Here is a 26454-nt window from a genome sequence, read left to right as displayed (position 1 = left end):
TTTTCTCGTCGCCCGATAGGTAGGGACCGAGGCGGGGCGTCGGATCGGGCAAGTGAGGAGAAACCTCAGTCGCTGTCCGACACAACGCCGAAATCCCCCCGGTCCTACGACAGGCCACATGGGTGCCCAAACGGCGTACGACGCGGTCATCTTCGACAACGACGGCGTCCTGACGACGCCGACGGATCGGGACGTACTGATCGACGCGATGACCGACGCCTTCGAGAGCGTCGGCGTCACGGATCCGCCCGCCGACCACATCGAGACGTTGCTCAGTCCGGACGTGACCTCGCTGCGTCGAACCGCTGACCACCACGGTATCGATCTCGACGACCTCTGGCGCGCCCGCGAAGACGCCGCGATCGCGGCCCAACTCGCCGAGCTTCGGGCCGGTCGAAAACGCCACTACGACGACGTCGCGACGCTCGAGTCGCTGTCGACCCCGACGGCGATCGTCAGCAACAACCAACACGAGACGATCGGGAACGTCCTCGAGCACTGCGACCTCGCGGTCGATGTCTGGTACGGCCGCGAGCCGACCCTCGAGGGCATCGAGCGCAAGAAGCCGACGCCGTATTACCTCGAGCGGGCGCTGGCAGATCTCGCGGTCGAGAACCCGCTGTTCGTGGGGGACAGTCGCGTCGACATCGCCGCGGCCGACGCGGCCGGCATCGACGCGGCGTTCATCCGGCGGGATCACCGCAGGGAGTACGCCCTCTCGAGCGAGCCGGCACACGAAATCGAGTCCCTCGAGGCGCTGCTCGAGTTGGTCTGATCGCTCGGGCGGGGTTGATTCGACAGGCGTGACCGAGTACGGAGCAGGAATCAGGCGATCGGGCTCGCGCTCGTCCGGCGTTCGGCCCGGGCCGCGATCGCGTCATTCATCTCGATGAACGCCCGTTCCACGCGCCCCTCGTCGAACGTGAGCGGGGCGAATGCGCCGCGGACCGTCTCCCGCTGGAGGAGTCGCGTTCGCTCGCCGTCGTCGATCGGCACGAGGTGGAACTCGTGGTAGCGGTCGAACGCGAAGGGCACCACGAGCCGGTCGAGCCAGCCGAGTCGTCTGTGAGGGTCGACGGTGACGGCCATCGGTCCGTCGAGTAGCCGGGTGAGATCGGCGGGTTCGGCGCTGCCCTCGCGTCCCGCCGTGTCGACGGCGACCCCCTCGATCGTGCGACGGATCGGGTCCCACTCGGGATAGGTGTCGAACGAGAGCAGCGCGTCCCAGACGGCCGCCGGCGGGGCGTCGATCTCGACGAACACTTCGACCTGATTCATGCGAGAATGTACCACTCTCAGACGGATGGCTGTACCGGTCGGTGTGACCGCAATAGCCTTAGTCGCGAACCACCGAGGGTCGTGTATGAACGGTCCGGACCGCGGGCTCTCGCGTCGCGCGTTCGTCCGCAGCGCCGTCGCCATCGGCGGTGCGAGCGCGCTCGCCGCCTGCCTCCAGCGCGAGGAGACCGAGGACGTGCCACAGGCCGCGCTCAGCCCCGAAGAACTTCCCGACCGCCAGCACGCGTGGAACGAGTTCCTCGCCGAGGACGACCACGGGAACATCGAGCCGCCCGAACACCACCTCCTGCTCGGCCTCGAGTACGTCGGCGACGGGCCAGCGGACGCCGAAGACGAACGCGAGCAACTCGAGACCGCGTTCCAAACCCTCGAGAAAGCGTACAAACGCGGGAACGAGGGACTGGCGTTTACGATCGGCTACGGTCCGGCGTACTTCGATCGGTTCGAGACTGACCTTCCCGAAAGCGTCGACCTGCCCGATCCCGAAGCGCTCGCGCCGATCGAGGACCCCGAACTCGACGAGTACGACGCCCTGATCCATCTGGCCAGCGACTACGGCCACGTCACGCTGAGCGCCGAAGAGGCGCTGCAAGGCGACCTCGAGGAACTCAACGGGCTCGAGGTCGAGGGCACCCTCGAGGGGGTCTTCGACGTAGCCGAGCGCCGAACGGGATTCATCGGCCGCGGCCTCCCGGCGGATCGCCAGTCCGGCGTCAGCGGCATCCCGGACAGCGAGCCGGTTCCCGACGACGCGCCGATGTTCATGGGGTTCAAATCCGGCTTCAGGAAGACGCAGGCGAGCGAGGACCGCGTGACGATTCGGGACGGTCCCTTCGCCGGCGGGACGACCATCCACCTCTCGAAAATCCGGCTACACCTCCACCAGTGGTACGAACAGGACAGCCGCGATATCCGGGTCTCGAAGATGTTCTCGCCGACCCACGCCGACGAGGGGCTCGTCGACGGGGCCGGGGACAACCTCGGCGACTCGAGTCGTATCGCCGAGGTCGGCGGCGACGCGGCCGAGGACGCGCGACGCGGAACGGTCGGCCACGCCCAGAAGACGGCTCGAGCCCGCGAGGACGGCGAGCCGATCATCCTCCGCCGGGACTTCGATTCGACCGACGACGACGCGGCGGCCACTCACTTCCTCTCGCTGCAGCGCTCAATCGCGGACTTCGTGAAAACGCGCAACGCGATGACCGGGAGCGACCTCACCGACGGCTCGATCAGTTCGCGGACGAACAACGGCATCCTCCAGTACATCAGGGTCCGCAACCGGGCGAACTACCTCGTGCCGCCGCGCGGGCTCCGGGCCTTGCCAGCGCCGAATTCGGAATCGGCCTAACGGCGACCGATCGACCGATCGAGCGGCGCTGATCGCCGACATCGATGTGCGGAACCGCCTCGAGGTCCCGACCGCAGTGCCGCCTTCCCTAGGGTCTTTGCCCTCGAGGTCGAGTCGAAAACCGATGCGAGCCGCAGCGTTTACCGATCTGATCGGTCCCGAGGGAGTGGACGTGATCGACCGCGACGAACCCGAACCCGGCCCCGACGAGGCGCTGGTCGACGTCGAGGCCTGCGCGATCAATCGCCACGATCTCTGGATTCTCGAGGGGGATTCGGCGATGGTCGACGCCGACGACCTGCCGTTCGTCACGGGACTCGACGTGGCCGGCGTCGTGAGCGAGGTCGGCGCGGACGTTCGGGGGCTCGAGCCCGGCAACAGGGTCGTTCTCTGCCCGAACGAGACGTGTGGCTCCTGTCGGTTCTGTCGCGAAGGCCCGGAGAACACCTGCGAACGGTTCTCGCTCTATCACGGCGGGCTGTCCGAAACCGCCCGCGTGCGGGCCGATCGGCTGATTCCGTTGCCCGACGACGTCGACGCGGCGACCGCCGCCGCGATTCCGACGGCGTACATGACCGCGTTCCACATGCTGCGGCGGGCCGAGGTCGGTCCCGGCGATTTCGTTTTCGTCCCCGGTGCGACCGGGGGCGTCGGCGTCGCGACGATCCAACTCGCAGCCATCTTCGGTGCAGAGACGATCGGCACGTCCTCGTCGGCCGAGAAACTCGAGCGGGTGCGCGACCTCGGGCTCGATCACGGGATCGAATCGACGGATATCGACGAGATTCGCGGCGAAGTCGAGGAGATCGGCGCGCCGGACGCGGTCATCAACCACCTCGGCGGCGAGTTCACCCGACTCGGACAGTCCGTCATGCGTCGCGGCGGGACGATGGCGATCTGCGGCCGCACGGCGGGCAACGAGTCGACCGTCGACGTGGCGAACCTCTTCCTCGGCCACAAACGCATCGTCGGCTCGACGATGGGAACGCAGGACGACCTGCGACGGCTCGTCGACCTCGCGGCCGACGGCGAACTCGACCCCGAAATCGACGAGACGTACGCGCTCGAGGACACCGACGACGCCTTCGCGGCGATGCAGGATCGTGAGAGCGTCGGCAAGATCGTCGTCGAGCCGTAGGCCGGCGTCAGACCGGAACGCGCCGCCCCGAATTATTTCTACACCGTTGCTGTATGGTCCGTATGACGAATATCGCCATCACCGGTGCGGCGGGTAACGTGGGCCGAGAGGCCATCGACGCGTTCCCGGACGACGAGTACGATCTGACGCTGTTCACCCACAGCGAGACCGAGGACTTGGACGCAGACCCCATCGAGATCACCGACCGCGAGCAGTTCATCGACGCCCTCGAGGGCCAGGACGTGTTGATCCACCTCGCGGCCAACCCCTCGCCGCGGGCCGAGTGGGACGAGGTCAGCGGCCCGAACGTGGAGGGAGTGTACAACGCCTTCGAGGCCGCCGAGGAGAACGACCTCGAGCGGGTGGTCTTCGCGAGTTCGAACCACGCGGTCAACATGGCGAACACCGCCTCGGCGATCCGGCCGGAGTCGACCGGCGGCAGCCCCGACGCCGTCCGGCCGAGCGATCCGACGAACCCCGACACGTACTACGGCGTCACGAAGGTCTTCGGCGAGGCGATGGGGTCGTACTACGCCAAGCGACACGGGTTCGACGTGGTGAACCTGCGGATCGGCTGGCTGCTCACTCGCGACGAACTCCGGGAGATCTGCGACGAGCGAGACGCCGCGGGCGAGCGCTACGCCCGCGCGATGTGGCTCAGCCCCGGCGACTGCCGACGGGTGCTCAACGCGGCGGCGACGACGACGCTCGATGACTCGCCCCTGATCGCCCACGGCGTTTCCGACAACTCCGAGCGCTTCCTCTCGCTCACCGAGACCATGCTCGATCTCGGCTACCGCCCGCAGGACGACTCCGAGGCGGTTCTGAGCGACGACTGAGCGGGCCCAACGGGCTCGAGTCGACGGACTCCCGTTTTGATGGCGTCAGGAGTGCGAATCACTGGCCGTTGCTCGAAACGATCGATCGTCGCTCGTCTCCCGAGATCACGCCCGTCGACGTGTCACGGATCAGTGATTTCTCGGCCGAATTCGTTCCCGCGAGGACCCATCGAATCGAAAGACGGAATACCGACACGTTCGTAGCGCCGCACATGTCAACCAAGGTGTCCGAGTCGTCGGGCTACGGGCCGAACACCCAGATGTCCCTGTTCGGCTACATCATGGCGGCGATACTCGTAATCGTCCTGATTCCGATGATACCGGTGCTCGTCCCGGCGTGGATCCTCTGGAAGGTGTTCGTGGCAGAAGACGAGTTCGAACACAGCTTCGAAAACTGGCGGCGCGAGACCGGTCACGACGGCTCGAGAAACACGCAAGAAGCCGATACCGAGTCGGTCGACGCCGACGAGGGGGACACCGAAACCGACGCCGAAGATGTCGGCCAAGCCGAAGCCGACCAGACGGCCGCCGAATCGTAAGCCGTCGTCCCGTCTCTCGTTTTTTCGCCGCGCTTTCGATCGCTCGCTCGAGTCCGACTCTCGCTTAGTCGTCGGCGTTCGCCGTTGCGACGAGGTCCGACGGCGGGCCGCCCGGGAGGTCGTCGCGGTCGTGGGGGGCCTCGAACGCGAGGTCCGGCCCGCGAGCGACGATCCGGTGGGGGTTCACGTCGGGGTGGGTCGTGTAGTAGTGTTCCTTGATGTGGTCCATATTCACCGTCTCGGCGACGCCGTGCTCGCGGGTCGCGTCGCTCACGGATCGTTCCTCCCCGTTCGCTCCGTCGAGACGCTCCCCGCGGTCGCGTCTCGCACCGCTCCCCGCTCGCGGTTCCGTTCCCTCCCGCTGGTCGGGAACGCCCGTCTGGTAGAGATCCCGGAGGTACGGCCAGAGGTTGTCGTACTCCCGGATGTACTGGACGTTACACATGAAGTGCGTGTGATAGACGGTATCGAACCGGACGAGCGTCGTGAACATCGCGATGTCGGCTTCGGTGAGCCGATCGCCCGCGAGATACCGCTGGTCGGCAAGCACCTCGTCCCAGTGGTTGAGCGCGGCGAAGAGGTCGTCGACCGCCTCGTCGTAGGGGCCCTGTTTCGTGGCGAAGCCGGCGCGGTAGACGCCGTTGTTGATCGGGTCGTAAATCTCGTCGATGATCCGGTCGATGTCGTCGCGGTAGCCCTCGGGGTAGAGATCGACGTCTCGATCGGCGTAGTCGTCGAACTCAGTGTCGAGCATCCGCATGATCTCTTCGGACTCGTTGTTGACGATGGTGTCTTCCTGCGTGTCCCAGAGTACCGGTACCGTCACACGGCAGGTCGCGTCCGGATCCGCGCGGACGTATAGCTCCCGGAGGAAATCCGCGTCGTGGACGTGATCGGGTGTACAGCCCTCTTTTTCGGGGGTAAACTGCCAGCCGCCCTCGCCGCGGTAGGGGTCGACGATCGAGACCGAGATCGCGTCCTCGAGGCCCTTCAGCGCTCGCGTCACGAGCGTTCGATGCGCCCACGGGCAGGCCAGCGAGACGTACAGGTGATACCGACCCGCCTCGGGTCGGAATCGAGCGTTCGGCTCATCGCGGATTTCGTCGCGGAACGGCGTCGTCTGGCGTTCGAACGAGCCGTCGTCACCGGTCGACTCGTACGCGTCCGTCCGCCACTCGCCGTCGACGAGCATGTTCATACCCGAGGTAGGGCCGGGACGTTCAAATGGTCTCGCTAACACTCGCGTCACCGGCTCGAGCGGCGGTGGACGAAGACAAGCGTTTAAGCGACTCCCGTGAGCACTCGAGGTATGGCAGACGACGGGGATCGACACCGCCAGAGCCGCCTGTTCACGGACGAGGACGGCGCGTTCGACGCCAACCGCGCGCGGGAGGAGTCCCTCCCGGTCGAGGACGGCGAGGTGATCGATACCGACGAGTTGGCCGATCACCAGCGCTACGTCGAGGGCCGCGGCGTCTACGACGAGCGCAATCGGGTCAACGACCTCACGGGCAAGGAGTGGAAGTACGCCACGAAGTCCGTGATCGCCGAGAGCTACCCGCCCGCGGTCCAACACGACCTGCGCAGCGAACACGGCGGCCAGAAACCGCCGCGGCTCTGTGCGGACCTGATCGACCGGTTCAGCAAGGCCGGCGATACCGTCCTCGACCCCTTCGCGGGCGTCGGCGGGACCTTGCTCGGCGCGAGTTTCTGCGAACACGAGGGGACCGGGCTCCGGGAGGCCATCGGCTTCGAGCGCACCGAGCGGTGGATCGAGATCTACCGAGAAGTCCTCGCGGAGGAAAACGACGAGCGCCGCGCCCGCGGCGAGCCGCCGCTGGCCGAACAGGAACTCCGACACGGGGACTGCGCCGACCTGATCGAGGACGTCCCCGACGATTCCGTCGACCTCCTGCTGACCGACGTCCCCTACTGGCACATGGACGAACTCGAGCAGACGCGCAACGAACGCGAGACCCGCGAGAGCAAGTTGGGGTCGTTCGACGGCGCGGCCGCGGCCGCGACCGCCGGTGGCGATCTCGAAGGCGATAGTGCTGCTGGTACCGCCACCGACGCCGACGACGCCGGTCTCGAGACGGACGACGGGCCCGACGAACGTCAAACGAAAGAAGCGTGGCTCGACGACATGGCCGCGAAGTTCGACCGATTCACCGAGGCCGTCGCGCCGGACGGCCACGTCGTCGTCTTCATCGGCGACATGTACCGCGAGCAGTCCTACGAGTTCCTCTCGGCGGATCTCGCGCGGGCGATCGAGTCGACCGCACCGCTCTCGCTCGCGGCGAACCTGATCTGGTACGATCCGACGAAGGACCTCCACGTCTACGGCTACCCGTTCTCCTTTGTCCCCTCGATGGTCCACCAGAACGTGCTCGTCTTCCGTCTCGAGGACGGGACCTGAACCGCGTTCTGGAGCGCGCCGGCGGCGATGTCTGACTCTCGTCCGTCGATCGTCTGACGCGGTTTTATTAGTTCCCGGTGTGACGAAAGGAACAGGCGCGCGGCGGTCTCCCCACCCCTCCCCCCATCCCAGCCGTCAGCGCGCCTGCTCCCGGTTTTCTACCCTTTCGGAAGCGCCAGTGGCTTCGCTCGAGCGCAGCGACAAGACCGAGTCGAAAGCACAGTCAGGCGCTTGCGGGCAACAGCGCGGATCGAACCGCGGACGCGCGATCGGTCTCGGTGATGACCGCGACCTCGTCGCCGACCGCGAGTTCGGTGCCCGGCAGCGGGATCGTCAGCGGCTCACGTGCGCGCCCGTGGGCGTAGATCCGTGCGGACTCGGGCAGTTCGAGTTCGCTCATCCGCTTGCCGACCGCCGGCGACCCCTCCCGAATCTCGAGGACGGTCAACTGGAGGTTCGCAGCGAGATCGGCGACGACGTTGAAGTCGCCGCCGAGCAGGGCCGTCTTCGCGCCCGCAGCGCCCAGCCGCTCGGGATAGACGATCTCGTCGACCTCCTCGGCGTACTTCTCGTAGATGTCCTCGCGGTAGTCCTCGTCGATCCGCAGAACGGTCCGACAGCCGTGGTGGGTGCCGACCATACACGCCGCGAAGTTGGCGTTGAGATCGGGCGTGAACGCACCGATCGCGTCGGCGGTTCCGATCTCCGCGTCGACGAGTACGTCTTCGTCGGCCCCGTCGCCCCGGACCGTCTCGAACCCCTCGTCGCTCGCGCGTTCGATGCGGTCGGCGTCGTTGTCGACGATGACGACCTCGTGTCCCTCCTCGGCGAGGATGGTTGCCGTCCGCGAGCCGACCCGACCGTATCCCACGATGACAAACCTCATGGTACCACGGTACGCGCTCGGGGGTGAAATACGTTCGTCCCGTCACCTCCTGCCGACACGAGTCGACCGGCGAGCGAGCCGTCGGGTCTACTCACTATTCTATCCACAAGCGTGTATACACAGCGCGTCAATGCGGACAAGAACGTTTAACTAACCGGTGTGGTTATGCTCGAGCATCCAATATGGGGGCTATCGAGACACTCGCAGCGTTCTTCGGCTTCGACGAGCACGATACCGACCTCGAGACCGAATCGATCGCGGGGCTGACGACGTTCTTGGCGATGTCCTACATCATCGTCGTCAATCCGGCGATCCTCGGTGAGGCGATCGCGCTCGAGGGCTACAGTTCGGGCGAAGTCACGCAGATGATCACCGTCGCGACGATTCTCTCGTCGGCGGTCGCGATCTTCGTGATGGCGTTCTGGGCGAACAGGCCGTTCGGCCTCGCGCCGGGGATGGGACTGAACGCCTTTTTCGCGTACACGGTCGTCCTCAGCCTCGGCGTGCCGTGGCAGGTCGCGCTCGCGGCGGTTTTCGTCGAAGGGATCGTCTTCATCGTCCTGACTGCGATCGGCGCGCGCCGGTACATCATCGAACTCTTCCCGGAACCCGTCAAGTTCGCCGTCGGGGCCGGTATCGGCGTCTATCTGCTCTTCTTGGGACTCCAGGAGATGCAGATCGTCGTCGCGGACCCCGACACGCTCGTGACGATGGGCAACGTCGCGACGAGCGCCGTCGCCGCGCTCTCGGTCGTCGGACTCGCGCTAATGCTCATCCTCCACGCCCGCGGGATTCAGGGCTCGATCGTCATCGGAATTCTCGCCACCGCCGTCGCCGGCTGGCTGCTGACGGCCCTCGACGTCGTCTCGCCGGGAACGCTCACGCCGCCGGGGAGCTACGAGCAGGTCAGCAACGAGGGGCTTGTGAGTCTGATCGCGAACGTTCAGTACGACTTCACGCCGCTCGTCGCCGGCTTCGTCGACGGGCTCGGGATGATCACTGACGATCCGCTCGTCTTCGTGCTCGTGGTCTTCACGTTCTTCTTCGTCGACTTCTTCGACACGGCCGGGACGCTCATCGGCGTCTCCCAGATCGGGGGCTTCCTCGACGAGAACGGGGACCTCCCCGAGATCGAGAAGCCGCTGATGGCCGACGCGATCGGGACCACTGTCGGGGCGATGATCGGGACCTCGACGGTGACGACCTACATCGAATCCTCGACTGGCGTCGAGGAGGGCGGCCGGACCGGATTCACCGCGCTCGTCGTCGGCCTCCTCTTCTTGGTGTCCCTGCTTCTCGTGCCGCTGATCAGCGCGATTCCGCAGTACGCGTCCTACCTCGCGCTGGTCGTCGTCGGCATCATCATGCTACAGGGCGTCACCGACATCGACTGGCAACACCCCGCGTGGGCGATTTCGGGCGGGCTGACGATCACGGTCATGCCGATGACCACGTCGATCTCGAACGGGCTCGCCGCCGGGATCATGAGCTACCCGCTCGTCAAGGCCTCGATGGGCGAAGCCGACGACGTCTCGCTCGGCCAGTGGGCACTCGCCGTCGCGTTCATCCTCTACTTCGCCGTCTTCTTCGCCGTCGACGCCGAAATGCTCTCGTTCTAACGGAGCAGTTTGGTCCGCCTTTCCGTCGATCATACGCGCCCCGACGCCGAACGACGAATGCGTCCTGACCGCCTCGGCTCCGGCAATCGCCCGGCCGACCGGTGGGCTGATACGTCTTCCGCGGCAATATCCCCGCATGGCAGACATCACGATGTACGAGCTTCCCGGCTGTCCGTACTGCGCCAAAGTCCGCTCGAAACTCGACGACCTCGAGGTCGATTACGACGTTATCGAAGTCCCCCGCTCGCACGACGAGCGCACGGAAGTCGAAAAAGTCAGCGGCCAGACCGGCGTCCCGGTCATCGTCGACGAAGCGAACGGCATCGAAGGCATGCCCGAAAGCGACGATATCGTCGAGTATCTCGAGGAGACCTACGGCACCGGCGCGGCGTGACGACGTCTCGGTGGCTTGGCGTCGACTGTAAAACGAGCCGAACAGCGCGTATCGGGCTTCAGACCGCTTCTTCGTACTCGGAGCGCTCCCGGATGACATCCCGGAGGTCGTCGGCGTTCCGGAACTTCGCGAGTTCGTCGCGCTCGACCAGCGCGGTGCCGTCGACCGATTCCTGTTTCGCGCGGTCGACGACGTAGACGGATCGCGTGCGGGTGACCTGCCCGATCGAACTCATGATCCGGGCGCGTTTCTCCGCGGCCTTCGTGAACTTCGAGTGACCCGTCAGGACGATCTCGCTGTCGTCTTCGTCCTCGCTGACGGCCGTAAACGGCGACCGAGCCGTCGGGTGGACGCTGTAGCCGGCCCGCGTGAGCACGGCGACGACCTGTTCGTCGTCCGGATCCGCTTCGGGGTCGTCCGGCATTGCCTCGCTCTCGTGGACATCGTCGGCCCCCTCGAGTACGTCGACGGGACTCGTCAGCGGCGCTTCGAACATCTCCTCGAGCGCCATCGCGACCTCGACGGAGGCGTTCATCCCGTCCTCGTACTTCGAGACGGTCCGTCGGGAGACGCCGAGTTCGCCGGCGAGTTGGCCGAGACTCCAGTCGCGGTCCTCTCGCTCGTCGGCTAACAGGTCACCGTCGATGTTGACGTAGAGGCCGCCGGGAGCGGCGTAGATCAGCGGCGGAACCTCTTCGATGAACAGGTTGTACGCCGTATCGGGGCTGAACACGGGGACGCCATGTCGGAAGTAGACGACATCGGGTTTCAGATCCTCGTCGCGACTGCGCAGGCCGATGACTAGCGGCGTCGCGTTGAGGTAGGTCCCCAGTCGCCGCATCTCCTGGCCCGTCGCCTCGTTGAACGCGTCGATGTTCGCGAGGATCTTGACGAGGATCAGGTCCTCGCCACAGCGCGCGGCGATATCGAAGCTCTTCGGTCGGATCGCACACCGATCACTGACCATGAATCCCGCGTCCTCTAACATCGCGGTTACGTTGCCGACTAGCGCGGAGCGGGACATACGGGGTTGTAAGCGATTCCTCATATAAGACGTTTTCCCCGTGATGCCCGGGTGCCGTGTCGCGATTCGTCCCCGTATCGGGAGTATACTTATATATCAGGTTCCGCCTGTCGGCGACGGCGCGGCGTCCCGAAAGGGGTTACCCGATCCCCCGCCAAGAGCCGCCGATGACCGTCGTCGGGATCGACGATACCGACTCGCGAGAGCGAGGGATGTGTACGACCTACGTCGCCGCGACGATCGCCGAGCGACTGCGCCGCGAGGGGGCAGCGATCGAGCGACTCCTCCTCGTCCGGCTCAATCCCGCTGTCGAATACAAGACGAGAGGCAACGCCGCGCTGGCGATCCACACCGACTGCGATCCCGACCGCGCCGAGGCCGTCGCCCGCGACCGGCTCGAGTCGCTGGCCGAAACCGCGGACGAGCGGACGCATCCGGGGCTCGTCGTCGCGGACCACGCCACCGAAGCGGGCGCGATCCCCGACGACATCGAGCAGTTCGCGTGGAGTGCGATCCGCGATCACCTCGAGCCGGCCGACGCCGCGGCGGCGATCGAGCGCCACGGCTATCGGTCGTGGCACGCCGGAAACGGCCGCGGCCGGATCGGCGCGCTGGCCGCTGTCGGCGCGTGGGCGGCCCTCGAGGAGTGGACGCACGAGTATATCTCCTATCGCGAGTCCGAGCGGTGGGGAACCGCCCGCGAGGTGGACCACGAGAGCGTCTTCGCCGCGGCGGATCGGGGCTATCCCGAGGTGTGGGACACCGTCGACCGCGGCGAGGACGAGACCGTCTGCGTGCCGCACACGCCCGGCCCGATCCTGCACGGGATCCGCGGCGACGAGCGGGCCGCGGTCCGGGCGGTCGCCGAGCGGATCGAGAGCGAACCCGTCGCCGCGAGCCAGCTGTTTCTGACGAATCAGGGGACGGACATCCACCTCCGGGACGGCTCGATCGCGACTATCGAGGACGGGCGGGCCTACCGGCTCGAGGGGCGGGTCGCGAGCGAGCCCGAAACCCGGCGCGGGGGTCACGTCTTCGTCGACCTCGAGTCACCGGAACCGACGGGTGGAGGCGGCGGAGACGAAGACGGTGAGAGCGCACCCGAACGGCTCACCTGTGCGGCGTTCGAGCCGACGAAACGATTCCGAGATCGGGTGCGGGAGTTGTGCGTCGGCGACCGAATCACCGCCTGCGGCGAGGTTGCAAGCGGCACGCTCAAACTCGAGAAGTTCGCCGTCCGCGAACTCGTCCGCACCGAGCGGGTCACGCCGACCTGTCCCGACTGCGGACGGACGATGAAGAGCGCAGGCCGGAATCAGGGCTATCGCTGTCGGGACTGCGGAACCGGGACGGCGGGGAAAGCGGAGCGACCGCTCGAGCGCGACCTCGAGGAGGGCTGGTACGAGGTCCCGCCGTGTGCGCGTCGGCACGTCGCGAAGCCACTCGTCCGGGGCGGGTTCGACGCGCCGACGCATCCGGAGCGGTGACGGCGAGACTGGAGACGACCGAACTCGAGAACAGAACACGAACGGAACCGCCGCACTCGGCGAAACCCGATCAGCGCACGCTGACGCCCTGTCGAGCGAGGAACTCGCTCGCTTCCTTGATCTCGACGGGGCTGCCGATGATCCGGCAGCGGTCCTCACCGTCCGGGAAGACGGTGACCGTGAACTCGTCGTCGAGCCGCGACTCGAGCCCCTCGAGCGCCGCCCGTGGAAGGACGATCTGGGTGCTGTCACGCAGCTGCGACGCGTTTGACATACATCTAGAATCCGTCGCCCGGCGTTTATGTGTGTCGAAGTCCCGTTTGCATCGGTAATGGACCCGTGTGGTAGCACCAGGATATATCGCGTTTCGGCCGCTTCTCGAGGCCGACTTTCGGTAGCGTGCGGTCACTGAAACACCGTGCCTGTCCGATCGTATACCAGCTGTTCGACTACTGTACCGACCAGTTAATTCGGCGTTAGAGCGCCGCTATACGCTGATATGGTTGTGCCGGCGCTGGCATGCAGGCCAACTATGCGAGTTGGTAGCACACATACGATTGTCCGTTCCCGAAATCCGGGGTGACCGGATCCCGGGCGGATGAGATCCCAGTCGATCGGGAACGGACCGGCGTCGGCTCGTGCTACCGCGAGTGACCGGCGACTCCGATTCGCTGGTGAACCGACGACGCTACCCGGCGCGTTCAGAGTACCACCGTACGAGGGCGATCGCTGACCGACAATACCCTTTTGCCGCGTGATGTCCCTACACCGATCCGAACCGACTCGACCTCAGCGGCGCACCACGGCGAGGTCGCTCTTCGTCTCGATCGACCGCACGATCCCCCAGAGGAGGAGCCGCGTCGCTCGCTTGTGCTCCTTTTTCTGTCGGTGGAGGTGCTTCGGTCGAGCGTGTTGATAGTCGTACGCCGCGAACGCATCCGGAGAGATATCCCCTCGGTGCTCCATATCGTCTCGTATCTCCCGCAGTAACGCGTGGAGATTCATCCATTCGTCGTGACGCATCGCCACGAACCGCCAGTGGACTCTCCCTCCTGAACCTTCGGCCTGAAAGAGTAACCCCGCCGCCGGCCGATCCGGGTTCGGGACTCGAGGCCCCGGATCCGGCCTCGAGCGCCCACTCGACGTTCGCGGCCGATCGGACCGATCTCAGCCCGTTCCGTGGACCGTCACCGTTCGCGTGTCGCTCGCGTGGGGCGACCGAACCATCACCGGGAACACGTCGTCGTTGGTCACCGGGTAGGTCTCGTAGCCGAGCGAAACCGTTCCCGTCCCGCCGGGCGGGAGGCTCACGCTCGCGGCGTCGACCACTTCGGGCGAGCGGCCGACGACGAGTTCGACGTCGTGCGTGCCGGCGGCGTCGCCGACGTTTTCGACGGCGGCGGTCACCGAGAGCCACTCGCCGCCGGTCACCGGCGCGTTCGTTCCGGTGATCGACACCGCGAACGACGGCTCACCATCACCACCGTCGTTCCCGTCACGTCCGTAGACCAGGACCGTCCGCGAGGCGGTGTCGTCGCCCGTTCCCACCCGGACAGGGAACTCGTCGTCGTTTCGGACGGGATAGATCTCGTAGCCCAGCGAGACCGTCGTCGTCTGGCCCGCGCCGACGGTCACGCCCTGCGTATCGACCGTCGTCGGATCGCGGCCGACGACGAGTTCCACGTCCCGGTCGGCCGGCCCGTCGCCCGTGTTCGCGAGCGTGGCCGTCACCTCGAGCCACTCGCCGCCGGTCACCGGCGCGTTCGTCTCGAGCCCGGTCACCTCGAGGTTGCCCTGCGTCCCGTCGTCCTCGGTTCCGATGACGGTCACGTCCGTCTCGGAAGCGGCGTGGGCCGTCTCGACGCGGACCGGGAACGTCTGCGTGTTGCGCACGGTGGCCGTCGTGAACTCGAGGTCGACGGTCTCGGTCTGGGTGGTGAACACTTCGACTGTCCGACTGTCGACGTGCGTGGGGTCGTGACCGACGATCAGGTCCGCTTCGACGTCGACGAACCCGTGATAGGTGGAATCGCCCTCGGCGTCGATCTCGGCCTCGACGACGAGGTCCTCGCCCGCGTGGACCGGCGCGTTCGTGCCGGTGATCGTGACGTTTCGGAACGCGACGACCGACGGCCCCTCGGTACGGACGGACGCCAACCGGCCGTCCCGGCAGGCGACCCACGCGATCATCGGATAGCCGCCGATGAACCAGATCGCGTTGCCGCCGGTCGTCGAATACGTGACCGTCCCCGTCGAGCCCGAGAGGTCGGTCCGGTCGACGTACGTGGCGTTGCGCCCTTCCTGCCAGAAGAGCCGATGGAGACGCCCAAAATCGTCGGCAGCCGACGCGGTCACGTCGACCTCGTCGCGGACCGTGATCGTGGCGTCCGGTCCCGGATCACACGTCACATCAGCGTTCGGCGGGTCCGGCGCGCTCTCGGTGACCTCGACCGTCCAGATAACGGTCGTGCCGTCGACGGTCACGCTGACCTCGTGTGTTCCAGACTCGTCGAACTGACCGTAAGCGGCCGGATTGCCCGTGATGTAGGTGTAACTGTAAAACGGGTCGTACGGCGTGATAGCGTCCCCGTCCGGACCGTCGACCCGCCAGTCGGCCGCCTGCGGTTCGACACCCGGAGACGCCGCGGCTTCGAAGACCACGTCGTCGCCGGGCCTGACCGTCGTCGCGGTCGCCGCCGGGCAGACCCGCTCGAGCGATCCCGTCTGGGCGTGTCCCACCCCCGTCGCCGCGAGGGCACCCACGCTACTCCCCACCGCCGTAACGTATTCTCGCCTGCGCATATGCTATCATATGTCCCACAAGACGGTATAGCTAATACAATATTGGCAATAGGAACGAAATCGAGGAAACGATTGTTCAATTCGCCGGGAAGAGCAGAGCCGACACCGCAGACGGTGTCCCTCGAGTCGACTCGAGACGGAGTGATCGGCAGCCGTCGCCGCGCGTTCTCAACGCGTGTCTCGAAAGGGTTTTTCGGCGCGACCGGTTGCATACTGACAAATGGGGCTCGAGGATGAAATCGAGGCAATCGAAGACGAAATAGCCAATACGCCCTACAACAAGTCGACGGAGGCCCACATCGGCCGGCTGAAGTCGAAGCTCGCGGAGAAGAAGGAAAAACTCGAGAAACAGCAGTCCGGATCGGGCGGCGGCGGCGGGTATTCCGTCGAGAAACACGGCGACGCGACCGTCGCGTTGGTCGGATTCCCGAGCGTCGGCAAGTCGTCGCTGTTGAACTCGCTGACCAACGCCGAAAGCGAGACGGGGTCCTACGAGTTCACGACGCTCGATGTCAACCCGGGGATGCTGAACCACCGCGGCGCGAACATCCAGATGCTCGACGTGCCGGGACTGATCGAGGGCGCGGCGGCGGGCAAGGGCGGCGGCCAGCAGGTGCTGGCGGTCGTCCGCAACGCCGACCTCATCATCTACATGCTCTCGGTGTTCGAACTCGAGCAGTACGATCGGCTCCAAGAAGAGCTGTACGACATCAACATCCGCGTTGATCAGGAGTCCCCGAAAGTCACGGTCCGTCCGAAGATCAAAGACGGCATCAAGATCACCTCGAGTACCGACCAAGACCTAGACGAGGAGACGATCAAGCAGGTCATCCGCGAACACGGCTACGTCAACGCCGTCGTCAACCTCCAGGAGAACGTCTCGATCGACCGGTTGGTCGACGGCCTGATGGACAACCGGGAGTACATCCCCTCGATCACCTGCGTCAACAAGGTCGACCTGATCGATCCCGATTACAAGGAGACGGTCGACGAGCAGTTGCGCCAGCGCGACTTAGACCCTGAGGAGGTCACCTTTATCAGCGCCGAGGAAGAGAAGGGGCTCGACGTGCTCAAAGACCGCATCTGGGAACGACTCGGACTGATCCGAGTCTACATGGAGAAGCCCGGCCGCGGCATCGACTGGGAGGAACCCCTCGTCGTCCCGAAGGGAACCACCGTCGGCGAGGCCATCGAGAAACTCGGCGGCGAGATGGAAGAGCGGTTCCGCTTCGCCCGGGTGACCGGCCCCAGCGCAGCCCACGATCAACAGCAGGTCGGAACGGATCACGTCCTCGAGGACGAGGACGTGCTGAAGCTGATTCTGCGGCGGTAACCGGCGCTATATCGGGCGATTCAGGGACTATTTCGGAAATCGATCCTCGACCATCGCCGGTATTCCATCGAGTACGATCGTTGAATCGACACTATTCGGATCGGAACGATCAAGAATATCCGGCGGCCCGATGACTAGGTAGCTATGGTTGATATCGGGTGGCTCTCGCTCGTGCCGCCGGTGCTCGCGATCGTGCTCGCGATCGTGACCCGCCGGCCGATGCTCTCGCTGTTTCTGGGCATTTGGTCGGGCGCGGTTATCCACACCGAGGGCCTCGGCCTCGCACAGACGTTCGACTGGATCGTCAGCGCGATCATCGCGGACGATGGTTTCCACGTCCAGATCCTCGTATTCACGCTCCTGCTGGGCTCCGGCGTCGCGCTCATCTGGCGGCTCGGCGGCGCGATCGCCGTCCGCCAGTGGGCGACCGCAAACCTCCGGTCCCAGCGGGCCGTCGGGCTAACGACGTGGATACTGGGACTCGCCATGTTCTTCGACGACTACGCCAATACCGCCATCGTCGGGAGTACGATGCGCGAGATCTCCGACGAACTGCGGGTCTCGCGCGAGAAGCTCGCGTACATCGTCGACTCGACCGCCGCGCCCGTCGCAACGCTCGGCATCTCGAGTTGGGTCGCGTTCCAGCTGTCGCTGATCAGCAGCGCCTACGAGGACATGGGCGTCGCGGCGGACGCGCCGAGCGCGTTCCAGACGTTCGTGGACTCGATCCCGTACAACACCTACGCGCTGCTGGCGATCGTCATGGTCGGGATCGTCGTGGTGTCCGGGCGGGACTACGGCGAGATGTTAGACGCCGAGCATCGGTCGCGAACGACCGGTGCAGTCAACCGCGAGGGCGCACAGCCGCTCCAGAAGGTCCAGGAGGATCTGGGCGAGCCGATCGACGAGCGGCCGATGCTCCGGACCTTTTTCGCGCCCGTCGTCGTCCTGATCACGGTGACGCTGGCGGGTGCCTTCTGGACGGGCTACCAGTCGTGGCTCTCGAGTCAGGCCGAGGTGGGAGCGCCGACGGCGGTCGGTGCCGCCGCGGACGAAGTGGGGCTCACGCAGGTCCTGATCGACATCGTCGGCGCGGGCGACTTCGCGACGGCGCTGACCTGGGGCTCGTTCGCCATGGTCGTGTCGGCGATCGCGATCGGGATCGCCTACGGCCTGTTCGATCTCGGCGACGGGGTCGACACCGTCATCGACGGCTTCGGCATCATGCTGACGGCGGTGACGATCCTCGTGCTCGCGTGGACGATCAGCAGCGTCGCGGAGACGCTCGGCACGGGCGACTACGTCGCGAGTCTGGTCGAACCCTACCTCTCGGCGGAGTTGCTGCCCGTCCTCATCCTGATTGCCGCGGCGTTCGTGGCCTTTACGATGGGGTCGTCGTGGGCGACGATGGGGCTCGTCACGCCCATCGCGATACAGGTCGCCTACGAACTGGGAACCGGGTTCGAACTCGTTCCGGTCGCCGTCGGTGCCGTCTTCTCCGGCGCGATCTTCGGCGACCACGCCTCGCCGATCTCCGACACGACGGTGCTCTCGGCGACGTTCAGCGGTGCGGATCTGATCGACCACGTGCGCACGCAACTGCCCTACGCGCTGACCGTCTTCGCCGTGGTCGTCACCTGCTATCTGCTCAACGGCTACCTCGGGGTCCCGCCAATCGTCTTCCTGCCGCTCGGCGTCGTCGCCCTCGTCGGCCTCGTCAACATCCTCTCGCGGTTCGACGCCGACCGGAAGGGCCTCGAGCCCGTCGCGCCGACCCCGGCCGCGGACATCGCCGATCCCGAGAGCGATATCGACTCGGATTCGACGGAACGACCCGAGTAGACCGCCGCCTTCGCCACGTTTTTTGGAGTCGCAGGCGTCGTTTCGCGTATGGACGGAACGCTCGATCATACGATGATCCGCGTCGCTGACCTCGAGGAATCGCTCGACTGGTATCAGACCCACCTCGAGTACGAGGAGAAGGATCGCTTCGAGGGCGACGGCTTCACCATCGTCTATCTCGGTCCCGAGGAGATGCACGACGAGGGCGCAATGCTCGAGATCACCCACAACGAGGGCGAGGAGCTCGAGGTGGGCGACGCGTGGGGCCACATTGCCGTTCGCGTCCCCGACGGCGAACTCGAGGATTACTACCAGCAGCTGATGGACGAGGGCGTCGACGACTACCGCGATCCGGAGTCCTGTGGCGGCGACTACGCGTTCGTGAAGGACCCCGACGGCCACGAGATCGAGATCGTCCAGCGCGAAGAGGGCGCGCTCTGGTCGCTCGATCACACGATGCTCCGCGTCGAGGACGCGGACGAGGCGCTCGGCTTCTGGACCCGCAAGTTCGAGTACGACGAGGTCGGCCGCTGGGAGTCCGACACCTTCGCGAACTACTTCGTCGAGCCCCGAGACGCCGCCGAGGAAGCGATGTCCGTCGAACTCACCTACAACTACGACGGCCGCACGTACGACATGGGCGACGCGTGGGGCCACCTCTGTATCCGTATCGACGACCTCCAAGACGACTGGGAGCAACTCCTCGAGCGCGGTGCCGACGACTACCGCGACCCCGAGAGCAACGACAACATGTACGCGTTTACGAGAGACCAGGACGGCCACGAGATCGAACTCATCGAGCGCGACCTCGAGGCCGACTCGCTGTTCCCGTTCTGAACGGACCACTGCCACGCTGTCGGGAGACGGACTGCACTGATTTTCCGCGCCGATACCGCCGACCGCGAGCGTGACACCAAACGCTATCGCGCTGTCTTGAAACCGCAGTCGCGATCAGCCCCGAGTCCAATCAGCGCGACTCGGCGTCGATCCGCACGAGGCGGCGAGCGAGAGCAACGATCTCGAGAAAAGTCACGAGTCCGATAGTATATGCGAACCTACTTGTACCATCGTGACGAACCGTTGTCACATGCGAGACCGTCCCCGCCGAACCCTCCTCAGTGGGATCAGTGCGTCGCTCGTCGGCACGGCTGCCGGCTGTCTCTCGGTGCTGGACGAGACCGACGAAACGCCCAGCGAGGAATCCGACGCGTCCGACGATCCGTTCGCCGACCTGCTCGCCGCCGTCCCGGCCGACACCGCCGACGAGAGCGCAGCGCTCTCGGCAGTACACGAATCGCGACTCCGGGACGCCGACGTACAGGACCTCGTCGGCCCCTACGACATCACACACGGCACGGGACTGGCGGAGCTGTTCGCCGGCGACACCGGCACCGTTTCGCGCCACGTTACCGTCATGGACGAGGGCCTCGAGTCGCCGTTCGTCACGGTCTTCGAGACCGAGTCCGGCGATTTCGACCCGGCGCGCGACATCGACGCGGCCCTCGAGACAGACCTCACGACTCGGGAACACGACACCGGGACCGACTACGAGTTCGCGCCGCTCGCGGACGCGGGCGTCGTCGCCGCACTCGACGGCGTCGGCATCGTCGCCGACTCGGCGTCGACGGTCGACGCCGCGATCGCCGCTCGAGACGGCGACGCACCGGCGGTTCGCGACGCGGTCCCCACCTTCGACGAGGGGCTCGCGGCGTTCGCGGACGCCGATATCCGGACCGTCACGACCGACGACGAGTGGTCGTGGACCTACGACGCCCTCGAGCCCGAGGACGGGGAGTACGCGATCCTCGCCGCGACGGTGTCCGAACCGGACACGCTCGAGATCCACCACGGGCTCTCGCTCGTCGATGACTCGCTCGTCACGGACGATCTGGTCGACCGGTTCCGAGCACAGCTACGCAGTGGCGGGAGAGAGATCGTCTCGTCCGATGTCGACGGCTCGCTCCTGACGGCGACGGTCGAAATCGATCTCGCCGCCGAACGCCACGAGAGCCCGGGTCGTCTCGAGGCCGGGGAACTGGACGCCGACGAGCAGTACGTGGAAATCGAGGTCGGCGCGGGCGATCCGACGCCGGTCGACGAACTCAGGCTCGAACTCGACGGCGAGCCCTACGACGAGGCGATCTGGGCCGACGGTCGGGACGAGATCGAAGGGGGAGACACGCTACTCGTGGCGACCGAGGACGCCGAGCCGTACCTCCGGATCTCGCTCGTCCACGAGGGAGACCGCGGCATGCCCACCCACACGACCCTGCACGCCGACTTCGAGTGGACCGTCGACTACGACCTGGACGCGAGGACGCTGTCGGTCCGCTACGAGGACGAGTTCCCGCTCGACGGCGATCACGTGATCCTCGCGCTGTACGACGCTGACGACGCCGAGGCGATCGTATCCGAGCCGGTCCGGACGACGAGGCCGTGGACCGGCACCGACCTCTCGACCGGTGATGGGGCGACGCTCGAGGACGTCGCGCCCAAAACGGCCGTCTACGTCTGCTGGAAGGAACCCACGCGCTCCAAGGCGCTCGCCAGCGATCGGATCCAGCCGATCGGGGAGGCTACGGTCGACTACGAGTACGAGACGAAGACGGCGACCGTCGAACTCGCCTTCGAGGACGACCGGACCAGACCGGCCGCGGAGTATACGGTCTTGCGCGACGGCGAACCGGCCGCCACACAGTGGCGCGACGAGGGCGAGACGGTGTCCGACGGCGACACGCTCGAGCCCGCGTCGGTCCCCGTCGGGACGACTATCAGTGTCGTCTGGGGAGCGAACGACCTCCCTATCGGCAGCGGGGAGGCCGACTCGTCGGTCTCGTTCGATCTCACGGTCGAGAACGGGACGGTGACGCTCGTCCACGACGGCGGGCGGCCGCTGCCCGTCTCCGGGCTCGTCGCGGAGGTCCATATCGACGATGAGGAAATCGACGTTCCGCTCGACGAACGGACGGACGGACCGTTCGCATCGGGGGATACCGTGACGCTCATCGATGAACTCGAGCGGGACGATCCGCCGCTGAAAGTTCGGGTCCGTCGCGACGGCGAGTACATCGACGACGCGTACGACGGAGAGCTCTGATCGAGCGAGACGCGAGCACACCGCTCGAGCTAGAGGTCCGGAATCGGAACGACGACGACTGGCCGGCTCGAATCGGTGAGAAGCCGCCGTGCGGTCGAGCCGAGTTCGTGCGCCGCATCGGGGTCGCCGCTGTGTGTGCCGATCACGATCTCGTCGGCGTCGAACTCGGCCGCCGCCTCGAGGAGCGCCTCGCCGGGGGTCCCCGATCGAAGCTCCGTCTCGACGTCGCCCGCAGCCGCGAGTCGAACGGGCGCGACGTTCAACGCCTCCTCGCCATCACGGCGTGCCGTCGCGTCGTCGGCGACGGCGACTGCGATCACCGCATCGTCGTCGGTGACTCGGTCGCCGAGATAGTCACAGATCGCCGCCGTCGTGTGAACGGAGCCGGTTCCGACGAGATATTGCATAGCGGTCCTACGGCGACGATATCGAAGAAAGCTGTGGAACCGAAATCGGAATCGATATCGACGGACGGCACGGGATTTTCCGACCCAGAAAACGCGCTCGTATCACTAATAGGACGGCACGGAATGGACCACACGGGGGACGAGAGGTCAGCCCTGCACGCCTTGGTGGTCCCCCGATGCTTCCCCGCATCTGATCATCCCCACGGGTTGCGACGCCTGCCCCAGTCCCCGCGATCCCCCTCTCGCGGGGACATATGCGTCGCCTTCCTATCACTGGTAGCAGAAACGGTGGTCCCGGGATCGCTTCGGCCCTACACGTTTCCAGTCACTACTCGCTGTCAATGCTGCCCGTACAGCGAGTAGGTGATCGCAACTAGACCGACCAGTCGACTCACGTTCTCGAGCAGTGCGATGACGATTCGTTCCGGGCTGACCAGCGTGGTGACCACGACGTTGACGAGGAACGGAAACAGCGTCAACAGGAGGAGCCCGACCGCGAGGTAGAGCATCGACGACGCGTCGTTGCGTCGGTAGCCGCGGTAGGCCTGATAGGCGATCACCGTCCCGAAGAGGGCAACGAGGAACAGACTCGCGACGGTCAACAGCTCGAACATCGTCGCCTCGTCGACCCGTACGACGCTCCGACTCATCGCATCCCCTCCCACATGCGAGTGAACTTGTCGGCGACATCTTCCTCACGGTACGTCAACTCGAGGGCGAACGAGCCGTCCTCCAGCGACAGTTCGAGTCGGTCGAGGTTCGCACTGTAGACGCTGTAGTGGTTGCCGTCCGGTGCGAGTTCCGTCTCTTCGGTGACGAGGTGACACTCCTCGAGACGGTCGAGCCGCCGGTAGATCGTCGGGAGGGACGCGTCACACCGTTCGCTCAATGTACTGGCAGACATGGGTTCGACGCTCGTGTGGGTGAGGATATCCCGTGCGTACTCGTCGTCGAGGACCGCGAGCAATGTAGACAGGTCAGATTCCTCACTCACTGGTATAGCTGTTCGTTTCGGTATAACTATGAAAAGCAGTCCGGTTTTTCTGAACGAGAAAACACGATCGCGATCGGAGATGACTGCCGATCCGCACGGTCGAGAACTTCCTCTGGGGAGACAGCCTCCCCGATATCGCGGCCGAATGGCGGGCGCTGTGGGACGAAGAGTCACTGTACGTCCTCGTCGCCGTCACCGACTCCGATGACGGGACGCGGGACGCCGATATCGAACGCACTTCGATCCCGATAACAGCCGCGGGACGACCTATGACGGGGAAAACGACCGCCAGATACTCGTCCCGCGAGGCACGGAGACGGCAGTTTCCGGCTGGAACTCGGCTCCGATAGCTGCGGGTACCGAGGTCGAAACGGTCGAGACCGACGACGGGTGGCGGACGATGCTCGCGATCCCGTGGGCGAACTACGGTGTGCGTCCCGTCGTCGGTCACCGTGTCGGAATGGATATCCACATCGCCCTGAAGAACGACGGCGAGCGGAGCGGAAGCTCAGTTGGTTCGACGAGTCCGACAGCGCGTGGCAAAACCCCGAGTAGTTCGCTACTGTCGAACTCGGCGAGTGACCGATGGTCGCCCGCTCGAGCCAAGCCGATCGACGACCGACTGGTCTCGGTTCCCGTAATCGGTCGCCAGTTGCGGAACGAGAATCGCTGATATCGTCGATTATGTATCGCGGTATATGATTTATCGACGCTGTCGAAGAGAAACGCAGCCAGTCTGGGGACCAAGAGAGACGCATCGGTCCGCTCCCCATCAACGCCCGCTCGAGCCAGTCGAGCAGTCGCTCGAGAACTCCCACAGCCGAAACCGATGAATTTTGCCCGCGAATTACTCGATGGACTCGGTTTCGAGTCTCCGAGTAGTATCAACGCTCTCGTCCGAATCGCGATCTCATCGGCTGTAACTGCTGGCGCTGTCGCTGCAGTAGTCGTGACAGGAGACGAGTCCGTCTTCGAATCCGCTCCGGAACCCATATCGAAGTCGCTGTCATCTCCACCATCGCATCGTCGATCAGAATTCGGTCCCTCTCGAGTGTCGTCCCGTCAACGATGACTGCTGGGCAGTGTTCTCGTGCCCCATCGGCCGCGATGGAAGCTCGAGACTCGGTTCCTGCCGCGTGAGACGGACTGGTCCCCAGCAATCGCTCGATCGGAGGGGCGTCAAAGAGGGGGACCTCGAGCAGCGGTTTCTGACCGGATCGGGCTCGAGGCGACCGAAGACGGATACAGCGATGTAACCAGATCGATCACCGAAACGACTTCATCGCGGCCGGCTCTCCCGGTCCGGCGGAACGCTGCGCGATACGAGCAGCCATCCAACTCTCTGCGAGATACTGGTCATCCGATCGGCACCTGTCCTCAAGCGACCCGCTCAGTCCACGCCAGTGGCTCGGCGAACCGTTTATCGCTTCCCGCCGGATTAGTTCGCCCATGACCCGCACGACCTATCGCTGTCCGTGTGGCGCACACCTCGAGTTCAAACAGGACCTCGAGAAGGAACGCGGAACGCCGACACCGAACTGGAAGTGTAAATACTGCGGGACGCCGGTGCCGGGGATGACGGCCGAGAAGATCAGACACCAGCATCCGTCCTGAGTCGGCGATCCGAAATCGTGACTGATGCGACCGGTGCCGGAAATAAATCACATTTCGATATATCGAATCGCGGATTCTCGAGTTAGCGAGAACGGTCCGCCCTGCGATTCGATGGATCGATCTCGAGTCAATGTGCGTGCAGCCCTCACCCCGAGGCGAGCAGCGGGAACTCCGCTGCAATCAATTCGCACGGGTACTCGGCTATTTCAGTATATCGCAGAATTATAATATCTTTTATCTGTCGGTCCGGTCGGCCGATCCGAAGATGTCCGAGACGAACGACGACGAACGGCGAACCGGCCACCCAGACACGTCCAGTTCCGCGCTCCGACGACGATCGTTCATCGTCGCGGCGGGCGCATCAGTGACCGGAACGGCCGGCGTTGCGGGTGCGACTCCCGGTCGCGGGAACGGGAAGGCTCCCGACGAACGCCATCCCGCTGAATCGAACGCGAACGGATTCCGCGGTTCTACCGGCGATCCGGACCTGATCGCTCACCGCGGCTTCGCCGGGCTGTATCCCGAAAACACCGTCGGCGCGGTCGAAGCCGCGGCACGCGGCTGGCAGTCGCCCGCCGCGCCGTCGCGCGGTGCCGACATGATAGAGATCGACGTCGTCCCGACGGCCGAGAACGACGTCGTCGTCTTCCACGACGATCGGCTCGCCAGCCGCGACGGCGGCGAGCGCGGGCTGACCGACACCGAGGGCGTCGTCTGGGAGACGGAGACGGACACCGTGACGAGTGCCGAAGTCCTCGAGAGCGGCGAAACCGTCCCCCGATTACGGCCCGTTCTCGAGGCGATTCCACCGTCAGTCGGGGTCAACGTCGAACTGAAGAATCCGGGGTCGTTCGACGTGGCCTTCGCCGAATCGCTTCCGGGGGACGAACTCGAGGAGCAAAAAGAGATCTGGCAGCCGTTCGTCGCGCGGGTGCTCGACATCGTCGACGAGTTCCACCACGAGTACCTCTTTTCCTCGTTCTACGAGGCGGCGCTGGCGACGACCCGCAACGCGTCCGACTATCCGGTCGCACCGCTGTGCTGGAGCTCCGTCGCGGACGGTGTCGAAATCGCGCGACGATACGAGGCCGAAGCGATTCACCCGCCCTATCACATGATTCGGGGAACGCCGTTCTACGCCGATCAGCGCTACGAGGAGGGCGCGGGCTGGTCGGAGACCGATCTCCTCACAGTCGCACACGAGGAGGGTCGAGACGTGAACGTCTTCACCCTCGAGACGTGGTACCAGGGCGAACAGCTCGCGGCGGCCGGCGTAGACGGAATCATCAGCGATCACGCCGACGTGCTCCGATTCGGCGCGACGAACTGAATCAATCGCGGTCGGGAATAGCCGCGCACCGTGCCGGTCGAAT

26 protein-coding genes are annotated in these 26454 nt (G+C 65.4%); 16 read left to right on the top strand and 10 right to left on the bottom strand.

Annotated elements, in window-relative coordinates; genetic code table 11:
* The first annotated feature begins 118 nt into the window (after nt 1-118).
* A complete protein-coding gene (locus FEJ81_RS07325) occupies nt 119-775 on the top strand; it encodes an HAD family hydrolase (RefSeq protein ID WP_138244671.1) in 657 nt (218 codons plus the stop codon).
* Nucleotides 776-825: 50 nt separating this feature from the next.
* On the opposite strand, the gene FEJ81_RS07320 is transcribed toward FEJ81_RS07325, so the two are convergent.
* Nucleotides 826-1278: an SRPBCC domain-containing protein gene (locus tag FEJ81_RS07320; protein WP_138244670.1), complete on the bottom strand. Its 453-nt coding sequence runs from the start codon at nt 1276-1278 to the stop codon at nt 826-828.
* A gap of 85 nt (nt 1279-1363) precedes the next feature.
* Here FEJ81_RS07320 and FEJ81_RS07315 point away from each other — a divergent pair, with 85 nt between their 5' ends.
* From FEJ81_RS07315 to FEJ81_RS07300, 4 genes are all read left to right on the top strand, one after another.
* A complete protein-coding gene (locus tag FEJ81_RS07315; RefSeq protein ID WP_138244669.1) occupies nt 1364-2647 on the top strand; it encodes a DUF7405 family protein in 1284 nt (427 codons plus the stop codon).
* A gap of 124 nt (nt 2648-2771) precedes the next feature.
* The gene (locus FEJ81_RS07310; protein WP_138244668.1) at nt 2772-3785 is read left to right on the top strand and encodes an alcohol dehydrogenase catalytic domain-containing protein; all 1014 of its coding nucleotides are present in this window, start codon (nt 2772-2774) and stop codon (nt 3783-3785) included.
* A 62-nt stretch (nt 3786-3847) separates the two neighbouring features.
* Nucleotides 3848-4624: an NAD-dependent epimerase/dehydratase family protein gene (locus tag FEJ81_RS07305; RefSeq protein ID WP_138244667.1), complete on the top strand. Its 777-nt coding sequence runs from the start codon at nt 3848-3850 to the stop codon at nt 4622-4624.
* Between the two features lie 212 nt (nt 4625-4836).
* Nucleotides 4837-5163 (top strand): DUF7535 family protein, encoded by a 327-nt coding sequence (locus FEJ81_RS07300; RefSeq protein ID WP_138244666.1) that lies wholly within the window; start codon nt 4837-4839, stop codon nt 5161-5163.
* 64 nt (nt 5164-5227) lie between these two features.
* Here the strand turns inward: FEJ81_RS07300 and FEJ81_RS07295 are convergent, their stop codons facing one another.
* A complete protein-coding gene (locus tag FEJ81_RS07295) occupies nt 5228-6361 on the bottom strand; it encodes a glutathione S-transferase family protein (RefSeq protein WP_138244665.1) in 1134 nt (377 codons plus the stop codon).
* A 111-nt stretch (nt 6362-6472) separates the two neighbouring features.
* On the opposite strand from FEJ81_RS07295, the gene FEJ81_RS07290 reads away from it, so the two are divergent.
* Entirely contained in the window at nt 6473-7582 is a 1110-nt protein-coding gene (locus FEJ81_RS07290; protein ID WP_138244664.1) for a DNA methyltransferase, read from the top strand.
* Between the two features lie 223 nt (nt 7583-7805).
* Here the strand turns inward: FEJ81_RS07290 and FEJ81_RS07285 are convergent, their stop codons facing one another.
* Complete coding sequence (locus FEJ81_RS07285) at nt 7806-8468, bottom strand: potassium channel family protein (RefSeq protein WP_138244663.1); 663 nt, start codon at nt 8466-8468, stop codon at nt 7806-7808.
* A gap of 182 nt (nt 8469-8650) precedes the next feature.
* On the opposite strand from FEJ81_RS07285, the gene FEJ81_RS07280 reads away from it, so the two are divergent.
* Both FEJ81_RS07280 and FEJ81_RS07275 read left to right on the top strand, forming a co-directional pair.
* Complete coding sequence (locus FEJ81_RS07280) at nt 8651-10087, top strand: NCS2 family permease (RefSeq protein WP_138244662.1); 1437 nt, start codon at nt 8651-8653, stop codon at nt 10085-10087.
* Between the two features lie 136 nt (nt 10088-10223).
* Nucleotides 10224-10481 carry a glutaredoxin family protein gene (locus tag FEJ81_RS07275; RefSeq protein ID WP_138244661.1) on the top strand — a complete coding sequence of 86 codons (258 nt, stop codon included), beginning with the start codon at nt 10224-10226 and terminating at the stop codon, nt 10479-10481.
* A 58-nt stretch (nt 10482-10539) separates the two neighbouring features.
* Here the strand turns inward: FEJ81_RS07275 and FEJ81_RS07270 are convergent, their stop codons facing one another.
* Entirely contained in the window at nt 10540-11505 is a 966-nt protein-coding gene (locus FEJ81_RS07270) for a transcriptional regulator (RefSeq protein WP_138244660.1), read from the bottom strand.
* A 167-nt stretch (nt 11506-11672) separates the two neighbouring features.
* Here FEJ81_RS07270 and FEJ81_RS07265 point away from each other — a divergent pair, with 167 nt between their 5' ends.
* A complete protein-coding gene (locus FEJ81_RS07265; protein WP_138244659.1) occupies nt 11673-12992 on the top strand; it encodes a tRNA(Ile)(2)-agmatinylcytidine synthase in 1320 nt (439 codons plus the stop codon).
* Nucleotides 12993-13062: 70 nt separating this feature from the next.
* Here the strand turns inward: FEJ81_RS07265 and FEJ81_RS07260 are convergent, their stop codons facing one another.
* The 3 genes from FEJ81_RS07260 to FEJ81_RS07250 all read right to left on the bottom strand — a co-directional run bounded on the left by FEJ81_RS07260 (nt 13063) and on the right by FEJ81_RS07250 (nt 15794).
* Entirely contained in the window at nt 13063-13266 is a 204-nt protein-coding gene (locus FEJ81_RS07260; protein WP_138244658.1) for a VNG_1110C family protein, read from the bottom strand.
* A gap of 515 nt (nt 13267-13781) precedes the next feature.
* Nucleotides 13782-14015, bottom strand: coding sequence for a UPF0058 family protein (locus FEJ81_RS07255; RefSeq protein WP_138244657.1), 234 nt, complete (start codon nt 14013-14015; stop codon nt 13782-13784).
* Between the two features lie 144 nt (nt 14016-14159).
* Nucleotides 14160-15794, bottom strand: a complete 1635-nt coding sequence (locus FEJ81_RS07250) for a hypothetical protein (protein WP_138244656.1) — start codon at nt 15792-15794, stop codon at nt 14160-14162.
* 220 nt (nt 15795-16014) lie between these two features.
* On the opposite strand from FEJ81_RS07250, the gene FEJ81_RS07245 reads away from it, so the two are divergent.
* The 4 genes from FEJ81_RS07245 to FEJ81_RS07230 all read left to right on the top strand — a co-directional run bounded on the left by FEJ81_RS07245 (nt 16015) and on the right by FEJ81_RS07230 (nt 22066).
* Nucleotides 16015-17127, top strand: a complete 1113-nt coding sequence (locus FEJ81_RS07245; RefSeq protein WP_138244655.1) for an OBG GTPase family GTP-binding protein — start codon at nt 16015-16017, stop codon at nt 17125-17127.
* Nucleotides 17128-17271: 144 nt separating this feature from the next.
* Nucleotides 17272-18969, top strand: a complete 1698-nt coding sequence (locus tag FEJ81_RS07240) for a Na+/H+ antiporter NhaC family protein (RefSeq protein ID WP_138244654.1) — start codon at nt 17272-17274, stop codon at nt 18967-18969.
* Between the two features lie 48 nt (nt 18970-19017).
* Nucleotides 19018-19806: a VOC family protein gene (locus FEJ81_RS07235; protein WP_138244653.1), complete on the top strand. Its 789-nt coding sequence runs from the start codon at nt 19018-19020 to the stop codon at nt 19804-19806.
* Nucleotides 19807-20056: 250 nt separating this feature from the next.
* Entirely contained in the window at nt 20057-22066 is a 2010-nt protein-coding gene (locus FEJ81_RS07230; protein ID WP_138244652.1) for a hypothetical protein, read from the top strand.
* Nucleotides 22067-22095: 29 nt separating this feature from the next.
* Here FEJ81_RS07230 and FEJ81_RS07225 read toward each other — a convergent pair whose 3' ends face one another.
* From FEJ81_RS07225 to FEJ81_RS07215, 3 genes are all read right to left on the bottom strand, one after another.
* Nucleotides 22096-22473: a universal stress protein gene (locus FEJ81_RS07225; protein ID WP_138244651.1), complete on the bottom strand. Its 378-nt coding sequence runs from the start codon at nt 22471-22473 to the stop codon at nt 22096-22098.
* A gap of 338 nt (nt 22474-22811) precedes the next feature.
* Entirely contained in the window at nt 22812-23123 is a 312-nt protein-coding gene (locus tag FEJ81_RS07220) for a DUF7521 family protein (protein ID WP_138244650.1), read from the bottom strand.
* Nucleotides 23120-23467, bottom strand: a complete 348-nt coding sequence (locus FEJ81_RS07215) for an ArsR/SmtB family transcription factor (RefSeq protein WP_138244649.1) — start codon at nt 23465-23467, stop codon at nt 23120-23122. The genes FEJ81_RS07220 and FEJ81_RS07215 overlap by 4 nt, the downstream gene beginning before the upstream one ends.
* Nucleotides 23468-23550: 83 nt before the next feature.
* Here FEJ81_RS07215 and FEJ81_RS24395 point away from each other — a divergent pair, with 83 nt between their 5' ends.
* From FEJ81_RS24395 to FEJ81_RS07205, 3 genes are all read left to right on the top strand, one after another.
* Entirely contained in the window at nt 23551-23817 is a 267-nt protein-coding gene (locus FEJ81_RS24395; protein ID WP_138246731.1) for a sugar-binding protein, read from the top strand.
* A gap of 1099 nt (nt 23818-24916) precedes the next feature.
* Complete coding sequence (locus FEJ81_RS23105; RefSeq protein ID WP_175416372.1) at nt 24917-25081, top strand: hypothetical protein; 165 nt, start codon at nt 24917-24919, stop codon at nt 25079-25081.
* Nucleotides 25082-25346: 265 nt separating this feature from the next.
* Entirely contained in the window at nt 25347-26411 is a 1065-nt protein-coding gene (locus FEJ81_RS07205) for a glycerophosphodiester phosphodiesterase (protein WP_138244648.1), read from the top strand.
* Nucleotides 26412-26454: the final 43 nt, after the last annotated feature.

It is taken from the genome of Natrinema versiforme, assembly GCF_005576615.1.
Classification (GTDB): Archaea; Halobacteriota; Halobacteria; order Halobacteriales; family Natrialbaceae; genus Natrinema; species Natrinema versiforme_A.
The sequence above is the reverse complement of the archived record's forward strand: the minus strand, read 5'-3'. Positions and strand labels throughout refer to the sequence as shown.

What these genes read in the sequence shown, in the direction of transcription:
- FEJ81_RS07325 (WP_138244671.1), top strand. Translation starts at nt 119, where the DNA reads ATGGGTGCCCAAACGGCGTACGACGCGGTCATCTTCGACAACGACGGC.
- FEJ81_RS07320 (WP_138244670.1), bottom strand. Translation starts at nt 1,278, where the DNA reads ATGAATCAGGTCGAAGTGTTCGTCGAGATCGACGCCCCGCCGGCGGCC.
- FEJ81_RS07315 (WP_138244669.1), top strand. Translation starts at nt 1,364, where the DNA reads ATGAACGGTCCGGACCGCGGGCTCTCGCGTCGCGCGTTCGTCCGCAGC.
- FEJ81_RS07310 (WP_138244668.1), top strand. Translation starts at nt 2,772, where the DNA reads ATGCGAGCCGCAGCGTTTACCGATCTGATCGGTCCCGAGGGAGTGGAC.
- FEJ81_RS07305 (WP_138244667.1), top strand. Translation starts at nt 3,848, where the DNA reads ATGACGAATATCGCCATCACCGGTGCGGCGGGTAACGTGGGCCGAGAG.
- FEJ81_RS07300 (WP_138244666.1), top strand. Translation starts at nt 4,837, where the DNA reads ATGTCAACCAAGGTGTCCGAGTCGTCGGGCTACGGGCCGAACACCCAG.
- FEJ81_RS07295 (WP_138244665.1), bottom strand. Translation starts at nt 6,361, where the DNA reads ATGAACATGCTCGTCGACGGCGAGTGGCGGACGGACGCGTACGAGTCG.
- FEJ81_RS07290 (WP_138244664.1), top strand. Translation starts at nt 6,473, where the DNA reads ATGGCAGACGACGGGGATCGACACCGCCAGAGCCGCCTGTTCACGGAC.
- FEJ81_RS07285 (WP_138244663.1), bottom strand. Translation starts at nt 8,468, where the DNA reads ATGAGGTTTGTCATCGTGGGATACGGTCGGGTCGGCTCGCGGACGGCA.
- FEJ81_RS07280 (WP_138244662.1), top strand. Translation starts at nt 8,651, where the DNA reads ATGGGGGCTATCGAGACACTCGCAGCGTTCTTCGGCTTCGACGAGCAC.
- FEJ81_RS07275 (WP_138244661.1), top strand. Translation starts at nt 10,224, where the DNA reads ATGGCAGACATCACGATGTACGAGCTTCCCGGCTGTCCGTACTGCGCC.
- FEJ81_RS07270 (WP_138244660.1), bottom strand. Translation starts at nt 11,505, where the DNA reads ATGTCCCGCTCCGCGCTAGTCGGCAACGTAACCGCGATGTTAGAGGAC.
- FEJ81_RS07265 (WP_138244659.1), top strand. Translation starts at nt 11,673, where the DNA reads ATGACCGTCGTCGGGATCGACGATACCGACTCGCGAGAGCGAGGGATG.
- FEJ81_RS07260 (WP_138244658.1), bottom strand. Translation starts at nt 13,266, where the DNA reads ATGTCAAACGCGTCGCAGCTGCGTGACAGCACCCAGATCGTCCTTCCA.
- FEJ81_RS07255 (WP_138244657.1), bottom strand. Translation starts at nt 14,015, where the DNA reads ATGCGTCACGACGAATGGATGAATCTCCACGCGTTACTGCGGGAGATA.
- FEJ81_RS07250 (WP_138244656.1), bottom strand. Translation starts at nt 15,794, where the DNA reads ATGCGCAGGCGAGAATACGTTACGGCGGTGGGGAGTAGCGTGGGTGCC.
- FEJ81_RS07245 (WP_138244655.1), top strand. Translation starts at nt 16,015, where the DNA reads ATGGGGCTCGAGGATGAAATCGAGGCAATCGAAGACGAAATAGCCAAT.
- FEJ81_RS07240 (WP_138244654.1), top strand. Translation starts at nt 17,272, where the DNA reads ATGGTTGATATCGGGTGGCTCTCGCTCGTGCCGCCGGTGCTCGCGATC.
- FEJ81_RS07235 (WP_138244653.1), top strand. Translation starts at nt 19,018, where the DNA reads ATGGACGGAACGCTCGATCATACGATGATCCGCGTCGCTGACCTCGAG.
- FEJ81_RS07230 (WP_138244652.1), top strand. Translation starts at nt 20,057, where the DNA reads ATGCGAGACCGTCCCCGCCGAACCCTCCTCAGTGGGATCAGTGCGTCG.
- FEJ81_RS07225 (WP_138244651.1), bottom strand. Translation starts at nt 22,473, where the DNA reads ATGCAATATCTCGTCGGAACCGGCTCCGTTCACACGACGGCGGCGATC.
- FEJ81_RS07220 (WP_138244650.1), bottom strand. Translation starts at nt 23,123, where the DNA reads ATGAGTCGGAGCGTCGTACGGGTCGACGAGGCGACGATGTTCGAGCTG.
- FEJ81_RS23105 (WP_175416372.1), top strand. Translation starts at nt 24,917, where the DNA reads ATGACCCGCACGACCTATCGCTGTCCGTGTGGCGCACACCTCGAGTTC.
- FEJ81_RS07205 (WP_138244648.1), top strand. Translation starts at nt 25,347, where the DNA reads ATGTCCGAGACGAACGACGACGAACGGCGAACCGGCCACCCAGACACG.